Source organism: Vreelandella halophila (assembly GCF_009856365.1).
Taxonomy (GTDB): domain Bacteria; phylum Pseudomonadota; class Gammaproteobacteria; order Pseudomonadales; family Oleiphilaceae; genus Halospina; species Halospina utahensis_B.
This window is the reverse complement of sequence record NZ_WMEX01000007.1, coordinates 99501-116294: the sequence shown is the minus strand read 5'-3', so window position 1 is coordinate 116294 and position 16794 is coordinate 99501. Positions and strand designations below refer to the sequence as shown.

The 16794-nt window shown below is 62.6% G+C and carries 12 protein-coding genes; all 12 read right to left on the bottom strand.

From position 1 onward, the window contains the following. Position 1 precedes the first annotated feature (1 nt). Positions 2-1396: a DNA repair protein RadA gene (gene radA / locus GLW01_RS12860; protein ID WP_151440390.1), complete on the bottom strand. Its 1395-nt coding sequence runs from the start codon at positions 1394-1396 to the stop codon at positions 2-4. A gap of 20 nt (positions 1397-1416) precedes the next feature. Continuing rightward, complete coding sequence (gene hemE / locus GLW01_RS12855) at positions 1417-2472, bottom strand: uroporphyrinogen decarboxylase (RefSeq protein ID WP_160899285.1); 1056 nt, start codon at positions 2470-2472, stop codon at positions 1417-1419. Then, complete coding sequence (locus tag GLW01_RS12850) at positions 2472-3890, bottom strand: FAD-dependent oxidoreductase (RefSeq protein ID WP_095618139.1); 1419 nt, start codon at positions 3888-3890, stop codon at positions 2472-2474. The genes hemE and GLW01_RS12850 overlap by 1 nt, the downstream gene beginning before the upstream one ends. A 48-nt stretch (positions 3891-3938) precedes the next feature. Further along, positions 3939-8390 carry a glutamate synthase large subunit gene (gene gltB / locus GLW01_RS12845; protein WP_151440392.1) on the bottom strand — a complete coding sequence of 1484 codons (4452 nt, stop codon included), beginning with the start codon at positions 8388-8390 and terminating at the stop codon, positions 3939-3941. Between the two features lie 173 nt (positions 8391-8563). After that, positions 8564-10012, bottom strand: coding sequence for an SPOR domain-containing protein (locus tag GLW01_RS12840; protein ID WP_160899284.1), 1449 nt, complete (start codon positions 10010-10012; stop codon positions 8564-8566). A gap of 3 nt (positions 10013-10015) precedes the next feature. After that, entirely contained in the window at positions 10016-11113 is a 1098-nt protein-coding gene (gene aroB, locus GLW01_RS12835; protein WP_151440394.1) for a 3-dehydroquinate synthase, read from the bottom strand. Continuing rightward, the gene (gene aroK, locus GLW01_RS12830) at positions 11082-11639 is read right to left on the bottom strand and encodes a shikimate kinase AroK (protein ID WP_151440395.1); all 558 of its coding nucleotides are present in this window, start codon (positions 11637-11639) and stop codon (positions 11082-11084) included. Before aroK ends, aroB begins: the two co-directional genes overlap by 32 nt. 104 nt (positions 11640-11743) lie before the next feature. After that, positions 11744-13837 carry a type IV pilus secretin PilQ family protein gene (pilQ, locus tag GLW01_RS12825; protein WP_160899283.1) on the bottom strand — a complete coding sequence of 698 codons (2094 nt, stop codon included), beginning with the start codon at positions 13835-13837 and terminating at the stop codon, positions 11744-11746. Between the two features lie 59 nt (positions 13838-13896). Then, on the bottom strand, positions 13897-14451 hold the full coding sequence (locus GLW01_RS12820; RefSeq protein ID WP_151440397.1) for a pilus assembly protein PilP: 555 nt from the start codon (positions 14449-14451) through the stop codon (positions 13897-13899). Then, entirely contained in the window at positions 14448-15062 is a 615-nt protein-coding gene (locus GLW01_RS12815; protein WP_151440398.1) for a type 4a pilus biogenesis protein PilO, read from the bottom strand. Before GLW01_RS12815 ends, GLW01_RS12820 begins: the two co-directional genes overlap by 4 nt. Continuing rightward, on the bottom strand, positions 15059-15634 hold the full coding sequence (locus GLW01_RS12810) for a PilN domain-containing protein (protein WP_151440399.1): 576 nt from the start codon (positions 15632-15634) through the stop codon (positions 15059-15061). The genes GLW01_RS12815 and GLW01_RS12810 overlap by 4 nt, the downstream gene beginning before the upstream one ends. Continuing rightward, positions 15634-16698 carry a pilus assembly protein PilM gene (locus GLW01_RS12805; RefSeq protein ID WP_151440400.1) on the bottom strand — a complete coding sequence of 355 codons (1065 nt, stop codon included), beginning with the start codon at positions 16696-16698 and terminating at the stop codon, positions 15634-15636. The genes GLW01_RS12810 and GLW01_RS12805 overlap by 1 nt, the downstream gene beginning before the upstream one ends. Positions 16699-16794: the final 96 nt, after the last annotated feature.

Below are 16794 nucleotides of genomic sequence, written 5' to 3'. Positions count from 1 at the left end.
GTCAGTGGGGAAAGAAACCATTCAGGGCGTCAAGCACCTCGGAGAGCCGGTTCACGCCAGTCACCTGCATGCCTTCGGGCGGGCGTTTCGGCACATTGGCCGAAGGCACCAGCGCCTTGCCGAAGCCGTGCTTGGCCGCCTCCAGAATGCGTTCCTGGCCGCTGGGAACAGGCCGGATCTCACCGGAGAGGCCCACTTCGCCGAAGATGACCAGGTCCCTGGGCAGGGGCCGGTCCCGGAAAGAGGAAATGATAGCGGAGAGCAACGCCAGGTCCGCCGTGGTCTCGGCTACCTTGACGCCACCGACCACATTCACGAAGACATCCTGGTCGCCGCAGTGGAGGCCGCCATGACGATGCAGCACCGCCAGCAGCATGGCCAGCCGGTTCTGGTCCAGCCCCACCGCCACGCGGCGGGGGTAGCCCCCCTGGCTGTCGTCCACCAGGGCCTGGATCTCCACAAGGAGCGGGCGCGTGCCCTCCCAGACCACCATCACCACACTGCCGGGGGCCGCCTCCGAACCCCGGTTCAGGAAGATCGCGCTGGGGTTGCGCACCTCGCGCAGTCCCTGCTCCAGCATGGCGAAAACGCCCAGCTCGTTCACGGCACCGAAGCGGTTCTTGATGCCCCGCAGGGTGCGGTAACGGCTGTCGCTGTCGCCCTCCAGCATCAGTGAAGCATCAATCATGTGCTCCAGGACCTTGGGGCCAGCCAGTCCACCGTCCTTGGTCACGTGCCCCACGAGGAAGAGCACCACGCCGCTCTGCTTGGCAAAACGGGTCAGCGTGGCCGCGCTCTCGCGCACCTGGGAAACGGAACCGGGCGCGGACTCCACGTCCGCAACGTGCATCACCTGGATGCTGTCGACCACCATGATCGTCGGCTTTTCTTCGCCGGCCACCTCCAGCATGCGCTCCACACCGGTTTCCGACAGCATGCGCACGCCGCTGGCACTCAGCTCCAGACGCTTGGCACGCAGTGCCACCTGCTGCAGGGACTCCTCGCCGGTGACGTAGAGAACAGACTGGGAGCGGGCCAGTTCGCACAGCACCTGGAGCAGGAGTGTGCTCTTGCCGGCCCCGGGATGACCGCCCAGAAGCACGGCGGAACCGGCTACAAGTCCGCCACCGAGCACGCGGTCGAACTCGGTGATACCGGTTGGAATGCGCGGCTCCTCGGTGAGATCGATGTCGTCAAGGGACTGGATCGCGGCGCGCTGGCCGGTATAGCCGGCAAATCGGCTCTCACGTGCCTCCCCGGCAGTATCGCCCCCGAGGCGGACTTCCGAGAGGGTGTTCCAGGCACCGCAGGCGCCACACTGGCCCTGCCACTTGCTGTATTCGGCGCCGCAGTCACCGCAGACGTAGGCGGTACGGGCCTTGCTGCGCTTACTCATCCCTGCCGCCTCCGTGGCATTCAGCGGGCGCTGAACTCATGCACTGCGTCGACCATGACCTTTGCCTTGTCCGGGTCCACATCCAGGTGCACACCATGCCCCAGATTGAAGACATGACCGGAACCGGTGCCGTATTCACCCAGGATCCGCTCCACCTCGCTGCGGATCACATCATCGGGCGCGTACAGCGTGGAGGGATCCAGGTTGCCCTGCAGAGCGACCTGATCACCCACACGCTGCCGGGCTTCGCCGATGTGGGTCGTCCAGTCCAGCCCCAGGCAGTCCGCGCCACAGCCGGCCATGGTCTCGAGCCATTGACCGCCATTCTTGGTGAAGACAATCACGGGCACCTGACGGCCATCGTTTTCACGGATCAGGCCATCAATAATGCGCTGCATGTAATCCAGCGAGAATGCCCGGTACGCCTGGGGGCTGAGCGCCCCGCCCCAGGTGTCAAAGATCTGCACCACCTGGGCGCCGGCCCGGATCTGGGCGTTGAGATAGTCGGTCACCGCATCCGCCAGCTTGCCCAGCAGCCCATGCAGGACCTCCGGGCTTTCCATCATCAGCCGCTTGATGCCCCGGAAATCCTTGCTGGAACCGCCTTCCACCATATAGGTGGCCAGCGTCCACGGGCTGCCGGCAAAACCGATCAGCGGAACGCGGCCGTTGAGCTCGCGGCGGATCGTGGATACCGCGTTCATCACGTAACCCAGGTCGCGCTCCGCATTCAGCTCTGGCAGTGCCGCCACATCCTCGGCCGTCGTGACGGTCTTACGGAAGCGCGGGCCCTCGCCGGTGACGAAGTGCAGTCCCAGGTCCATGGCATCCGGAATGGTGAGGATGTCGGAGAAGAGGATGGCCGCGTCCAGATCGAAGCGCTCAAGCGGCTGGAGAGTGACCTCACAGGCCAGGCTGTCGTCCTGGCACAGGGCCATGAAACTGCCCGCCTGCTCGCGCACCCGGCGGTATTCAGGCAGGTAACGCCCGGCCTGGCGCATCATCCAGACCGGGGTGGCATCCACAGGCTCGCCGGCGATGGCGCGTAACAGCCTGTCGTTTTGGAGTGGGGTCATTAAATATCCAGATAGTCCATGATGCCGTCGGCGGCCTTGCGCCCCTCGGCCACGGCCGTAACGACCAGGTCCGAGCCGCGCACCATGTCGCCGCCGGCAAAGATTTTGGGGTTTGACGTCTGGTACGGGTACTGGCTTGTTTCCGGAGCCATAACCCGGCCACCATCGTCGGTTTCCACGTTCTGGTCGTCAAACCAGTCCGAGGGGCTGGGCCGGAAGCCGAACGCCACCAGGACGGCGTCCGCGGGAATCACTTCCTCGCTGCCCGGCACCGCCTCGGGGCGGCGGCGACCGTTCTCATCCGGATCACCCAGCTGGGTCTGAACCACCTTCACACCTTCCACCCGGTCTTCGCCGATAATGGCGATGGGCTGGCGGTTGAACTTGAACTGCACCCCCTCTTCCTTCGCGTTGTAGACCTCCTTGCGCGACCCCGGCATGTTGGCCTCGTCACGCCGATAGGCACAGGTGACGCTGGCGGCCTGCTGGCGGATGGCGGTGCGGTTGCAGTCCATGGCGGTATCGCCACCCCCGAGCACGACCACGCGCTGGCCCTTCATGTTGATGAAGCGCCCGTCTTCGCTGTCGAAGCCGAGGCGGCGGTTCACGTTGGAGACCAGGTACGGCAGGGCTTCATAGACACCCGGCAATTCCTCGCCCGGGAAGCCGCCCTTCATATAGGTGTAGGTGCCCATGCCCATGAAGACAGCATCGTACTCTTTAAGCATGTCCTCAATGGCCACGTCCGTGCCCACATCCACTCCCAGGCGGAACTCGATACCCATGCCTTCGAACACTTCCCGGCGCGTGCGCATCACGTGCTTTTCCAGCTTGAACTCGGGAATGCCAAAGGTCAGTAGGCCCCCGATCTCAGGATAGCGGTCATAGACCACCGGTTTCACACCATTACGCGCCAGCACGTCCGCACAGGAGAGCCCGGCAGGGCCGGCCCCGATAACGGCCACCCGGTAGTCCGTCCACTCGACCTTTGACAGGTCCGGGCGCCAGCCCAGGGCGAAAGCGGTGTCCGTGATGTATTTCTCCACGGAGCCGATGGTCACGGCCCCAAAGCCATCATTGAGGGTGCAGGCCCCTTCGCAGAGCCGGTCCTGGGGGCAGACACGGCCACAGACCTCGGGCAGCGAGTTGGTCTGGTGGCACAGTTCGGCGGCCTTGAGGATATTGCCTTCGGACACCAGCTGCAGCCAGTTCGGGATGTAGTTGTGAACCGGGCACTTCCACTCGCAGTAAGGGTTCCCACAGTGCAGGCACCGGTGGGACTGTGAGGCCGCCTCCTGCTTACGGAACGGCTTGTAGATCTCGCCGAATTCCTCGCGGCGGGTGGTCACCGCTACCTTCTCCGGGTCGCAGCGCCCGACCTCAATGAACTGGAAGTTGTTGTTCAGTCGTTCAGCCATGAATCGTCCTCAACTCAGAATTCCTGAAAACCGGGTACGTGCCCGCCGTTACTCGGGCCGGGCACGGGTGCTTTCGAGCAGCCCCTTGAGACTGGCGGCCTTGGGCTTGACCAGCCAGAAGGCGCCGATGTACTCGTCCAGGTTTTCAAGGATATGCTGGCCCCAGGCACTTCCCGTGGCCTCGACGTGTTCGCGTATCACCCCACGCAGATGGTTCCGGTACGGCTCCATGTGCTCGCTGGAGATGCGGTGGATCTCCACCAGTTCATGGTTGTACTTGTCCACGAAGGTCCGGCTCTCATCAAGCACATAGGCGAAGCCACCGGTCATGCCGGCGCCGAAGTTCTGGCCGGTCTCGCCCAGGACCGTGATCAGGCCACCGGTCATATACTCGCAGCAGTGATCCCCGGCGCCCTCGACCACCGCGTGGGTGCCGGAGTTGCGCACGCCGAAACGCTCCCCGGCCATGCCGGCCGCGAACAGCCAGCCACCGGTTGCACCATAGAGGCAGGTGTTACCGATGATGGCCGTCTTCTGGGTCTCGAAACGGCTGGTCGCCGGCTGCCGGATGCGGATGCTGCCTCCGGTCATCCCCTTGCCCACGTAGTCGTTGGCATCCCCTTCCAGGTTCAGATGCAGACCGCCCGGGTTCCAGACACCGAAGCTCTGACCGGCCGAACCGGTGAGATTGACGGTAATGGGCGCATCCGTCATGCCCTGACTGCCGTGCACAGCCGCGATCTCACCCGCCACGCGCGCGGCGATCGAACGATCACAGTTGGTGATGCGGTACTCGAAGGTGCCACCCCGCTTCTCCTGGATGGTCGGCAGCATGTCAGCCACCATGCGTTCCGCCATCTCACCCGGATCGAAGGGCGTGTTCTTCTCGACCATGCAGTGCTGGGGCTTGTCCGCCGGGATGTGGCTGTTGTCCAGGATCCGTGTGAGATCCAGATTGCGCTGGCGCGGGGTCTCCCCGGGCAGCAGCTCCAGCAGGTCCGTACGGCCCACCAGCTCCTCAAGGGTGCGCACACCGAGCAGAGCCATCCATTCCCGGGTTTCCTGGGCAATGAACCGGAACAGGTTCATGACCATGTCCACCGTGCCCTGGAAGTGCTCGGAGCGCAGGCGCTCATCCTGGGTCGCGACGCCGGTGGCACAGTTGTTGAGGTGGCAGATCCGGAGGTACTTGCAGCCAACTGCCACCATGGGCAGCGTACCGAAACCAAAGCTCTCCGCCCCCAGAATGGCGCCCTTGACCACGTCCAGGCCGGTCTTGAGGCCGCCGTCGGTCTGCAGGCGCACCTTGTCGCGCAGGTCGTTCGCCCGCAGGGCCTGCTGGGCTTCACTCAGCCCCAGTTCCCAGGGGGATCCGGCATAGTGGATGGAGGTCAGCGGGCTGGCCGCCGTGCCACCGTCATAGCCGGCTATGGTGATCAGGTCCGCGTAGGCCTTGGCCACACCCGCAGCCACTGTGCCCACGCCGGGCTCGGAGACGAGCTTCACCGAGACCAGTGCCTTCGGATTGACCTGCTTGAGATCGAAAATCAGCTGCGCCAGATCCTCGATGGAGTAGATGTCGTGGTGTGGCGGCGGCGAGATCAGCGTTACGCCGGGAACGGCGAAGCGCAGGCGTGCGATCAGCTCGTTCACCTTGCCGCCCGGCAGCTGCCCACCCTCGCCTGGCTTTGCGCCCTGGGCGACCTTGATCTGCATCACGTCCGCCTCGCGCAGGTACTCGGCAGTCACCCCGAAGCGCCCAGAGGCCACCTGCTTGATCTTGGAACGCTTCTCCGTGCCGTAGCGGGCCGGGTCTTCCCCGCCCTCACCCGAGTTGGAGCGCCCTCCCAGGCGGTTCATTGCCACGGCCAGGGCTTCATGCGCCTCGGGCGACAGCGCGCCCAGGGACATGGCGGCCGTGTCGAACCGGGTATAGAGATTGTCCGCCGGCTCCACTTCGTCCAGCGACACCGGCTGGATGTCCTTGCGGAACACCATCAGGTCACGCAACGTTGCGACCGGCCGGTTATTCACCAGCCCGGCATACTCCTGATAACGCCCGTAATCGCCGGTGGTGACCGCTTCCTGAATGGTACGGATCACGTCCGGATTGTAGGCATGGTACTCCTGGCCATGCATGTACTTGAGGAAACCGCCCGGCGGGATCGGCTTGCGCGACTTCCAGGCCAGATCGGAAAGCACCTCCTGATCCTGCTGGAAGTCGTAGAAGGTGGCCCCCTGAATGCGGCTGGTCACGCCGTTAAAGCACAGGTTCACCACCTCATCGGAAAGCCCCACGGCCTCGAACAGCTGCGCGCCCCGGTAGGACACAATGGTGGAGATCCCCATCTTGGAGAGGATCTTCATCAGACCCTTGTTGATGCCGCGCCGGTAATTGTTCTTGGCATCGATGGGGTCCATCATCAGCTCGCCGCTGGTGACCAGGTCGTTGAGCACCTGGTACGCCAGATACGGGTAGACGGCGGTCGCGCCAAAACCGAACAGCACGGCAAAGTGGTGGGAGTCACGGGCCCAGCCGGTCTCGATGATCAGGTTGGCATCACTGCGCAGGCCCTGGGCCACCAGGTGATGGTGTACAGCACCCGTAGCCATCATGGCGTTGATCGGCAGCTCGCCCTTCTGGAGCCCCTTGTCGCTGAGAATCAGCAGCACCTTACCGTTGCGCACGGCCTCGGCGGCCTCCTCGCGCACGGCTTCCAGGGCCTTCTTCAGCCCCAGCTCCGGACGATAGCTCAGCCGTATACGCTGGACCTCAAAACCGGGCCGGTCATTCTCTTCGAGCCGGGCGAACTTGGCGGGCGACAGAACCGGCGTGGAGAGGATGATCCGGTTGGCATGCTCCGGCGTCTCCTCGAACACGTTGCGTTCAGCGCCGATGCAGGTCTCCAGGGACATGACGATGGACTCACGCAGCGGGTCGATCGCCGGGTTGGTCACCTGGGCGAACTGCTGGCGGAAGTAGTCCGCCACATGGCGGACCCGGCTGGAGAGCACCGCCATGGGCGTATCATCCCCCATGGAACCCACCGCCTCCTGGCCACTTTCACCCAGCGGACGCAGGACCTGGTCACGCTCCTCAAAGGAGACCATGAACATCTTCTGGTAGACCTTGAGATCATCCTCTTCCATGAGCTCAAAGGACTGACCGCTCTCGTGCAGCAGAGTCGACTCCACCCTGAGGGCGTTCTCGCGCAGCCACTGCTTGTAGGGACGTGCATTCCTGAGGCGCTCGTTGACATCCTCGGTCCTCAGCAGCTCACCGGCCTGGGTATCGATGGCAAGCAGCTGCCCGGGCCCGATCCGGCCCTTGGCGACCACCGAAGCGGGGTCATAGTCCCAGACACCGATTTCCGAGGCCACGGTGATCAGACCATCGTCGGTCTCCACCCAGCGCGAGGGACGCAGGCCGTTACGGTCGAGCATGCAGACGGCGTAGCGGCCATCCGCCATGACCATCCCCGCCGGACCGTCCCAGGGCTCCATGTGCATGGAGTTGTATTCGTAGAAGGCGCGCAGGCCGGCGTCCATGCTGTCCACGTTCTGCCAGGCCGGCGGCACCATCATGCGCAGCGCCCGGAAGATGTCCATGCCTCCGGCCAGCAGCAATTCCAGCATGTTGTCCATCGCGGAGGAGTCCGACCCGGTACGGTTAACCAGCGGCTGCAGCTCTTCCAGATCCGGCAGATTGGGACTGCTGAACTTGGAGCCCCGTGCAACCGCCCAGTTGCGGTTGCCTTCGATGGTATTGATCTCCCCATTGTGGGCCAGCAGGCGGAATGGCTGGGCCAGGGGCCACCGGGGCGCGGTATTGGTGGAAAAGCGCTGGTGGAAAACACACACAGCAGTGGCCATGTCCGGATCGCCCAGATCCGGGTAGAAGGTCGGCAGATCCACCGGCATCATCAGGCCCTTGTAGGACAGCGTGCGGTTGGAGAGACTGCAGACGTAGAATTCCGGGTCGTCCTCAAGGTCAATCTCGGCACGGCGGCGACCAACGAAAAGCGCCACACCCAGCCGATCCGGGTCCACGGACCCTGAAGTCACAAAGACCTGCTCAATGCCGGGCAGCGCATCCAGTGCCATCTGCCCCAGGCATTCCGTGTTGGTCGGCACGGTACGCCAGCCGACGACATTCAGTCCTTCGCCCGCCAGCCGCTCCTCAACCACGGAGCGTGCCCGGGCGGCACGCTCCGGGTCACGGCTCAGAAAGATCTGACCCACACCATAGTCAGCCCCCAGGTCTGCCCCGAGATCCTGCTTCGCGACCTTGCGCAGGAAGGCGTCCGGAAGGTTCAGCAGCAGACCGCATCCATCCCCTGTCTTCCCGTCGGCGGCGATACCGCCACGGTGGGTCATGCAGGTCAGCGCGTCTATGGCCGTATTCAGGAGCCTGTGGCTGGCCTCACCCTGCTTGTGGGCGATCAGGCCAAACCCGCAGTTATCCCTGTATTCACCGGGCTGGTACAAACCTGTCATCATAGCAGTCTCTCTTGGAGATTTTCTTCTAATACAAAGGCTTAAACAATACCTCAAGGCATCTTTAAGCCCTCGGTTTTCACAAAAGGGCTGCGTAGTCTACACGCGCGCGAAAATCCGCTCAAATCATTGAGTCTGGAAAAAGATAGCAAGGCAGGTTTTTATAGCTTTTAAACCTATAGATCCTCGTAAGCCCGTGGCCAGGGACCCATGGCCCGAACCCGCTCCGGCAGGGAATCAATGGCCTCGCGGGCTGCCCCCCGATCCGGATAGGTGCCATGCACCACAATGAACCATGGCTCACCCTGATGCCGCGTCCGGGTATAGACCGCATCGCCCACATCGTACTCTTCCATGAATTCTAGGGCAGTGGATTCGTTGAAACTACCCAGAAGTTGAAGGGTAAACGCACCCCTGGCCTGTTCCCGATACCACTGTGCCTCGCGGAAGCGGTCAGGGTTGCGGGGGCTGAACCCCTCCTTTCCGCCCTGCCCGTCTGTGTCAGCCACAGCTTCCGCATCGGCCGAATCCGTATCCGGCTCCGGCCCAGGTTCGGTTTCCGGGCTGGTTTCCCGAACCGGGACCATGATGGGTGCGACATCCAGAAGCGGCTCACGCCTGATACGGCCTTCACTGACCCCTTTCGGCTGCCCAGCCTGCTCCGTTTCCGCAATAACCTCGCGGGCGCGTTTGACTTCATCAAACGCCGCTTCCGTGGCCATTTCCTTCTCTGTCACGGGTTCCGGATTCCCTCCGCCACCGTACTGGAGCGACACCAGGATAACGCTGACCCCGAGCGCCAGAAGCGCAACACCGGCCCAGAGGCGCCACGGAAACCGGCGCGGCCCAGCGACCGGCGACCGGCTCGAGGCAGCATGACGGGGGTTGGGCTCCGGAGCCCCCCGGCCACTGAGAATCCCTGGCGCCACCGTCCGTATGGCGCGGAGGTTACCGCCGCTCTGCTGCTGAACCCGGCGAACGACGCTGTCGGTTAGCAGCGGCGTGGCATCCTCTCCCACGTGATCGAAGCTGGCGTGAATGAAGTGGCGGACGTCCTCTTCCTGCAGAGGCGGCAGAACCGCTTCATGAACAATGGCACTACGGGCCGGATCAGTCAGAGGGGAACGGCGGGTCAGACCCTCCGTTCCCGCAAGCACAGGGACAGCTGCCCGCCCTGTGTCACTGGCGGCGAAACCATCGACCAGTGCCTCAAGGACGTCGTCTCCCAGAGCATCCGCATCGTCCAGCACCAGGACCCAGCGCCGATCCCGCTCAGCCTGCCCGACACTCCACTGAAAGAAGGCCCTGGCCGCTTCTGTCGGCGCCATACCCACCAGTGCCTGACCGCTGAGGCGCGAGAGCATGCCGGGCAGCGATGAGGCATCCGAGAGGCCTTCCGCCCGCAGCCGCTGGACGGAAAGGAGGTGGGAGGCATTACGGGCGAGCTCGGCCAGAAGACGGCTCTTGCCGGCACCCGGCTCACCGGTGACAGCAAGCACCATATCTCCGAACGCAACCAGATGCCCCAGGGTATCCAGCTGGTGCTGGCGCTGTGCCCCGGTGAAGAAGAAGCCCGGGCTTTCGGCGAAGGGGTCCGCCGTGCCCTGACCCACCTGCTCACTCATCGTTCAGTCCAGTGGATGACAGAAGTGGTTGAGGGTGGCCTCGAAGGCCTCGGGGTCGAAGTCCTCGGTCACGAAGGCATCACCAAGCGCCCGGAGCAGGACCAGCCTTACCCGGCCACTGACGTTTTTCTTGTCCACCTGCATCAGGGCCCGGAAGTGCACCGGCGACATTCCCTCCGGCGGGTTCACGGGCAGCCGCGCACGGATCAGCAGCTGACGCACGCGCACCGAATCGTTGTAGTTCAGGTAGCCCAGACGCTCGGAAAGATCCGTGGCCATCATCATGCCAGCGGCTACCGCCTCACCATGAAGCCAGTCGCTGTAGCCGGTGTGTGTCTCGATGGCATGACCGAAGGTATGCCCGAGATTGAGCAATGCCCGCACACCGGCTTCACGCTCGTCCTCGGCCACAATGGCGGCCTTGCATTCACAGGAGCGGCGGATGGCTTCCTTGAGTGGCTCCGGCTGCATGGCCATCAGGTGATCCATGTGCTCCTCAAGCCAGGAAAGGAAGTGTTCATCCCGGATGAGGCCGTACTTGATGACCTCGGCCATGCCCGCAGCCATCTCCGTGGGCGGCAAAGAGCCCAGCGTCAGCGGATCGGCCACCACAATGCGTGGCTGATGGAAGGCCCCGATCATGTTCTTGCCCTGGGGATGGTTGATGCCGGTCTTGCCACCAACGGAAGCATCCACCTGGGCGAGCAGCGTGGTCGGGATCTGGATGAAGTCCACACCCCGTTGCCAGGTGGCGGCGGCAAAGCCGGTGATATCGCCGATCACCCCACCGCCGAGCGCCACAAGGGTGGTCCGGCGCGTGTGCTGTTTGTCGATCAGCACATCAAAGATGCGGTTAAGCGTCTCCCAGGTCTTGTAGCGCTCGCCATCCGGCAGGATCACCTCATCCACCCGACACCCCGGGAAGCTGGCACGGGCCTGTTCCAGATAGAGCGGCGCGACCGTCTCATTCGAGACGATCAGCACCTGCTCCCCCGTCACCCATGGACTGAGATCCATGCGTCCAAGGCTGCCTTCCTCGATCACAATGGGGTAGCGGCGCTCTCCCAGTTCAACGTTCAGATGATCCTGCTTCGGTTGCATGCGCATGTCCTTCCGATTCATCGAGAACCCGCGAGAGGTGGCGTACCAGGTGACGGGGACCGCGCTGGCTGCTTTCGACGGTCAGGTCCGCAATCTCCTGGTAGAGCGGATCCCGTTCCTCGAACAGCCGTTCCAGCACCGCCCGCGGGTCAGGGTTCTGCAGCAGTGGCCGGTTGCGGTCCATACGCGTCCGCTCGTACTGGAGATCCGGCGTGACACGCAGATAGATCACATAACCATCCGTCATCCGCTGCCGGTTCTCCGGCCGCAGCACGGCACCGCCGCCTGTTGCCAGCACAATACCAGATTCATTGAGAAGCTCATCAATCACCCGGCTTTCCCGGTCCCGGAATCCGGATTCCCCTTCCATGTCGAAGATCCAGGGGATGTCCGCACCGGTACGCGCCTCCAGTTCCCGGTCGGTATCAAGGAAACGGTAGCCGAGTGCGCGGGCGAGCTGACGGCCGACGGTGCTCTTGCCCGCCCCCATGGGTCCAACGAGGATGATTCTTTCCGGCAGCGCCATAGCAGAGGATCCGAGCACCCGCTCTCCAGTTCAGTGCCTGAGACTACCACAAAAGAAAAGCCACCCGCAGGTGGCTTTTCCATGACCCGGTGGTGTTCCGGCGGTCAGTCGAGCACATTGCTTTCCATGATCCGCGGTGTCACAAAGATCAACAGCTCAGTTCGGGTATCCACCTCGCTGGTCTGCCGGAACAATGCACCCAGGTAAGGGATATCTCCAAGAAATGGTGTTTTCACAACATTCTTCGAAACCTCGGACTCATAGATTCCCCCAAGCACTACGGTCTCACCATCTCCCACCAGAACCTGTGTCTGGACGGATCTGGTGTTGATGCTTGGAACCCCTGCGGTAACCTGCCCACGGGAGTCCTGATTCACCTCCAGATCCATAATGATGTTGTCATCCGGTGTGATCTGAGGCGTCACATTGAGTCCCAGTGCGGCTTCCTTGAAGGAGACGTTCGTCGCGCCAGAGGATGTCGCCTCCTGATAGGGAATCTCCTCACCGGATTTGATGCTCGCTTCCTGCCGATCCGCAGTTACCACCTTGGGCTGGGATACAATCTCGAGCTGACCGTCAGACTCCAGAGCAGACAGTTCCAGATCCAACAGAAAATCACTGCTGGTAAAGCCTATCGCCGCCGAACTGGCGCCGGTACCGCTCACACCAAGATCGACGTTCATGTCCGCCGGGAAATTGCTAGCCTCAAAGTCATTGCTTGGCTCCGCATTGGCCAGAGATTCACTGCTTCCGCCGAGCGAGAAATTGCCCTCGTTGCCACTCACACCCCAGGCGATCCCCATGTCACTGGAGACATCAACATCGGCTTGAACAATCCGTGCCTCAATCAGCACCTGACGCACCGGGCGATCCCAGGTCTCAACCAGATCGCGAATCTCTTTCAGCGTGGGCGCTGTCTCACGCACACTGATGGTGTTGGTCCGGTCATCGGAGGAGATGAACCCGCGATCCGAGATCAGTTCGTCGTCCTCGCGCAGCAGGGAGACGATGTCGCCAGCCTTGGCATAGTTCACCTGGATGGTCTCAAGGCGCACAGGCCGGAGCTCCTCCATCTGGCGCTCGGTTTCCAGCTCCTGGCGCTCATACTCCGCGATCTCCTGGGCTGGGGCGACCAGCAGGACGTTCCCCATCCGACGCTTATCGAGCCCTTTCGTCTGGAGAATGATATCCAGCGCCTGGTCCCACGGCACGTTCTCAAGCCGCAGCGTGATCGAGCCCGTAACCGTGTCCGACGCCACCAGGTTGAGGCCGGTGAAGTCGGCGATCAGCTGCAGCACGGAGCGGACCTCGATGTCCTGGAAGTTCAGCGAGAGCTTCTCGCCATCGTAGGGGAAGCGCTCTTCCTGGCGCTGCTCCGCCTCCTGCTCGGTCAACTTCTCCACGCTGAGAGTGAAGCGGTCATCCGTCTGGTAGGCCGCATAGTCATAGGTGCCGGAAGCGGTCACCTCCACCAGCGTGCGCCCATCCTCGGTGAAGGTATCAATACGCTCCACGGGCGTTCCGAAATCGGTCACATCGAGACGGCGGCGCAGACGCTCCGGCAGAGCCACCTGCCCGAGATCAAGCCGGATCTTGCCCGCCTGCTCATCCATGTCCACGGAGACCCTCGAACTGGACAGATCCAGTACCACCTCGCCCTTGTCGTCCGAGGTGCGATTGAAGTCCACGCCTTCCAGCGAGGCATCCGATGCTGGCGCCATGGGGGCCCCAGCCACCGCCTGGGTGCCGCTGCCCGAGACCTCACTGTCGCCAGCGTCGTCACCGTCTGAATCATTGGATGTCCCGGCCCTCCGGTTTGCATCCGCACCCACAGTCACAACCATACGGCTGCCATCACGCTGCACCTCATGGGGCACCAGGCGTGTGAGGTTGAGTACCAGCCGGGTACGATCTTCCGCCTCAACAACCGTCATGCTCTGTGCATTGCCATCACCAAGATCGTGATAGCGCTGCTCGAGGTCGCTGCTGACACCATCAAGATCCAGCGTGATACGTGCCGGATCCTGGATGGTGTAGCCAGAGGCTTCCGGCGGTTCCCCATCAAAGCCCAGGACGATCTCGGTTCGATCGCCTGACAGCGAGGAAAAGTCCACATTCTCCAGTGTCAGGGCCCCGGCTCCCGCGGACGTGAGCGCCAGTGCACCAATCACCAGCAGTTTCTCGATTTGTTTCAGCATTGCGTGCCTCAGGCGGTTTTTCTGATTCCGTGTTGTGATCTGCATGACAGCACCCCGGCTCACTCTTGTTCCAGCGACAGGGTCCGGGGCCGCTTGACCCAACCGCCGCTGCCGTCACCGACAATTTCCCGCAGCTGGATGCGCGTTTCGGTTACCCGCTGCACGCGTCCATGGTTCTGCCCCATATAGTCACCCACTGTGACCCTGTGTATGCCCCCTTCGGGATCCTGGACCAGGGCGTAGAGCCGCCCTTCCTCGGACCGCTGCAGGGAGCCCACCATTGCCAGATCACTCATTTCGAAGCGCTCCAGCGGCTCAGTCGGCCGATTCTCATTCGGCTTGATCTCGGATTCCGGCTCATCCTCTTCATCCTCCTGATCCGACAGCACCACTTCAGCCGGCGGCTCAAAAGGTGAGCGGCGATCGGAGGCTGCATAGGTGAACGCCTCGTAAGCCTTGAACTCCGGCAGGGGCTCTACTTTCCCCTGGGGTTCGTTACGGGCTTTTTTCATGAATTCGTCCAGGTCCTGATAGCCCTGATCCCGCGAGCAGGCCACGAGCACCAGACTCAGGCCCGCGATCACCAGGTATCGGGCGACTGCGGTTACTCTCATTGTTCGCCTCCTGCCCGGTACCGGTACGTCTTGGCCACCATCTGCATGCGCAGCTCGTCATTGCCGTCAGAGCGGCTGATCGAGAAGTCATGCAGGGTCACGATCCGCGGAAGTCCGGCGACGCTGCTCACGAATGTTGCCAGTTCGTGATAGGTACCCCGCACCCGGATGTTGATCGGCAGCTCCACATAGAAGTCCTGCTCAACCTCGTCCTGAAGGGCGAACTCCTGCAGATCCAGGCCACTGCCCAGTGCGGTGTTCGTGATGTCCTCCAGAAGCCCGGGCACTTCGGTATCGCTGGGAAGCTGACGCACCAGGGCGCCGAAGGTCTCCTCCATTTCCACCATCTGTTGGCGGTAGCGATCCAGGTTCGCCACGCGATAGGCCTTGCGCTCGTATTCCTGGCGCAGCTCCTGCTCCTGCTCTGCGGCGCGCTCCACCTCGGTGTACAGGTCCTTTACGAAGAACCAGTAGCCGCCGCCGAGAACGAGACCGAATACCAGGAGCAGGAACACAACCTTGACCGGCATCGGCCAGATGCCGGCATTGTTGAAGTCCAGCTCGCTGACATCAAAATTCTTTATGTTGTCGAACGTATCCTGCCAGTTCACTGTTCCTGCTCCGATTCCGCTTCGTCTTCATCCGGCACCACCTGCTGAACGCTCAGGTTGAACCGGCTGTAACCGGACCGCTGGTCATCCGCGGCGGAGACATTCGTCAGGTTGGGCTCGGCAAACCAGTCCGAACGCTCGAAGTTGCGCATCAGGCTCGATATCCGGCTGTTGGACTCGGCCATCCCGACGATGGAGACCTGATCGCCACTTTTCTCCAGCTGAGTGTAGAACAGACCGTCAGGAAGCGTCTGAACCATCTCATCGAAGGCACGCACGATCACAGGGCGCTGCCCCTGGAGATCCTGGATCACCTGCATACGCGACAGCAGCTCCTCGCGGCGTTCCTTGAGGTCCTCGATCTCGGCGATCTGCTCCTCAAGGTCCTTCATGGCATTCTCAATGTAGCTGTTACGGGATTCCTGATGATCGATCAGGCCCTGCACATGGCTCTGCCACAGGAATACCAGGCCGGCGCCGACAATCAGGGCACCGGCGAGCATGACCAGGAACTGGCGTTGTTTCTCGGCGCGGAGTTCTTCACGCCAGGGTCTGAGGTTGATACGGGCCATCAGTCAAAACTCCTCATCGCCAGGCCGCAGGCGATCATCAAGGAGGGGGCATCATTACTCAACCCCGCGGCATGCACCTTGGATCCCACCGCCATGTCGGCGAAGGGATTTGCCACCAGCGTAGCGGTTCCGGTCTTTTCTTCCACCTGCTCGGACAGCCCCGCTATGGATGCGGTGCCGCCCGCGAGCAGAACATAGTCAACGGTATTGTACTGGCTCGACCCGAAGAAGAACTGCAGGGCCCGGGCCACCTGCTGGACCACCGCTTCCTTGAAGGGTTCGAGCACTTCACTCTCGTAATCGTCCGGAAGCCCCCCCTGTTTCTTGGCCAGACCGGCCTCTTCCTGGCTGAGCCCGTAACGCCGCTGGATCTCCTCGGTCAGCTGCTTACCGCCAAAGAGCTGTTCCCGGGTGTAGATGGTCTCGCCATCCACCAGCACGCTCAGCGTCATCATCGTGGCACCGATGTCCACCAGCGCCACCACCTGCTCCTCGGCGTCACGCTCGAGCTGGGACTCGAGCATGCCGAAGGCGCGCTCGAGCGCATAGGCCTCAACGTCCACGACCTTCGTGCTCAGGCCACCGATCTGAAGGGCCTCCTCGCGCACATCGACGTTCTCCTTACGGCAGGCGGCCAGAAGCACATCGACCTGGTCCGGATTGACCTCGGACGGCCCCTGGACCTCGAAATCAATGGCCACCTCGTCCAGTGGATAGGGGATGTACTGATCCGCCTCGTTGGCGATCTCGTCCTCCATCTCGAAGTCGTTGAGTCCCGCCGGCATCTGGATGGTCTTGGTGATCACCGCGGATCCGGAAACGGCCACGGCCGCGTGCTTCAGGCCGGTGCGCGCTCTGCCCACCACCTTGCGGACCACATCGCCCACCGCTTCCACATCGTTGATGCTCTTCTCGACCACCGAATTCGGTGGCAGGGGCTCAACCGCGTAGCTCTCAACGCGGTATCGATCACCCTGTTTTGACAGTTCCAGCAGCTTGACGGAGCTTGAGCTGATATCGACCCCGAGCATGCTGTTCGCTTTCTTTCCAAGCAGTCCGAACACGTGCTCACCCCAGTATTCTGTATGGATCGCAACGGTTGCCTGTTTCAGGGATTCTGCTTTCGGGATATCCTTGCAGACCCCTTACGGCTTCCGGTG

Coding starts and splice junctions, on each gene's coding strand:
- GLW01_RS12850 (WP_095618139.1), bottom strand. CDS start 3,890: ATGGCTGAACGACTGAACAACAACTTCCAGTTCATTGAGGTCGGGCGC.
- GLW01_RS12840 (WP_160899284.1), bottom strand. CDS start 10,012: ATGAGTGAGCAGGTGGGTCAGGGCACGGCGGACCCCTTCGCCGAAAGC.
- gltB (WP_151440392.1), bottom strand. CDS start 8,390: ATGATGACAGGTTTGTACCAGCCCGGTGAATACAGGGATAACTGCGGG.
- GLW01_RS12810 (WP_151440399.1), bottom strand. CDS start 15,634: ATGGCCCGTATCAACCTCAGACCCTGGCGTGAAGAACTCCGCGCCGAG.
- radA (WP_151440390.1), bottom strand. CDS start 1,396: ATGAGTAAGCGCAGCAAGGCCCGTACCGCCTACGTCTGCGGTGACTGC.
- GLW01_RS12820 (WP_151440397.1), bottom strand. CDS start 14,451: ATGAGAGTAACCGCAGTCGCCCGATACCTGGTGATCGCGGGCCTGAGT.
- pilQ (WP_160899283.1), bottom strand. CDS start 13,837: ATGCTGAAACAAATCGAGAAACTGCTGGTGATTGGTGCACTGGCGCTC.
- aroK (WP_151440395.1), bottom strand. CDS start 11,639: ATGGCGCTGCCGGAAAGAATCATCCTCGTTGGACCCATGGGGGCGGGC.
- aroB (WP_151440394.1), bottom strand. CDS start 11,113: ATGCAACCGAAGCAGGATCATCTGAACGTTGAACTGGGAGAGCGCCGC.
- hemE (WP_160899285.1), bottom strand. CDS start 2,472: ATGACCCCACTCCAAAACGACAGGCTGTTACGCGCCATCGCCGGCGAG.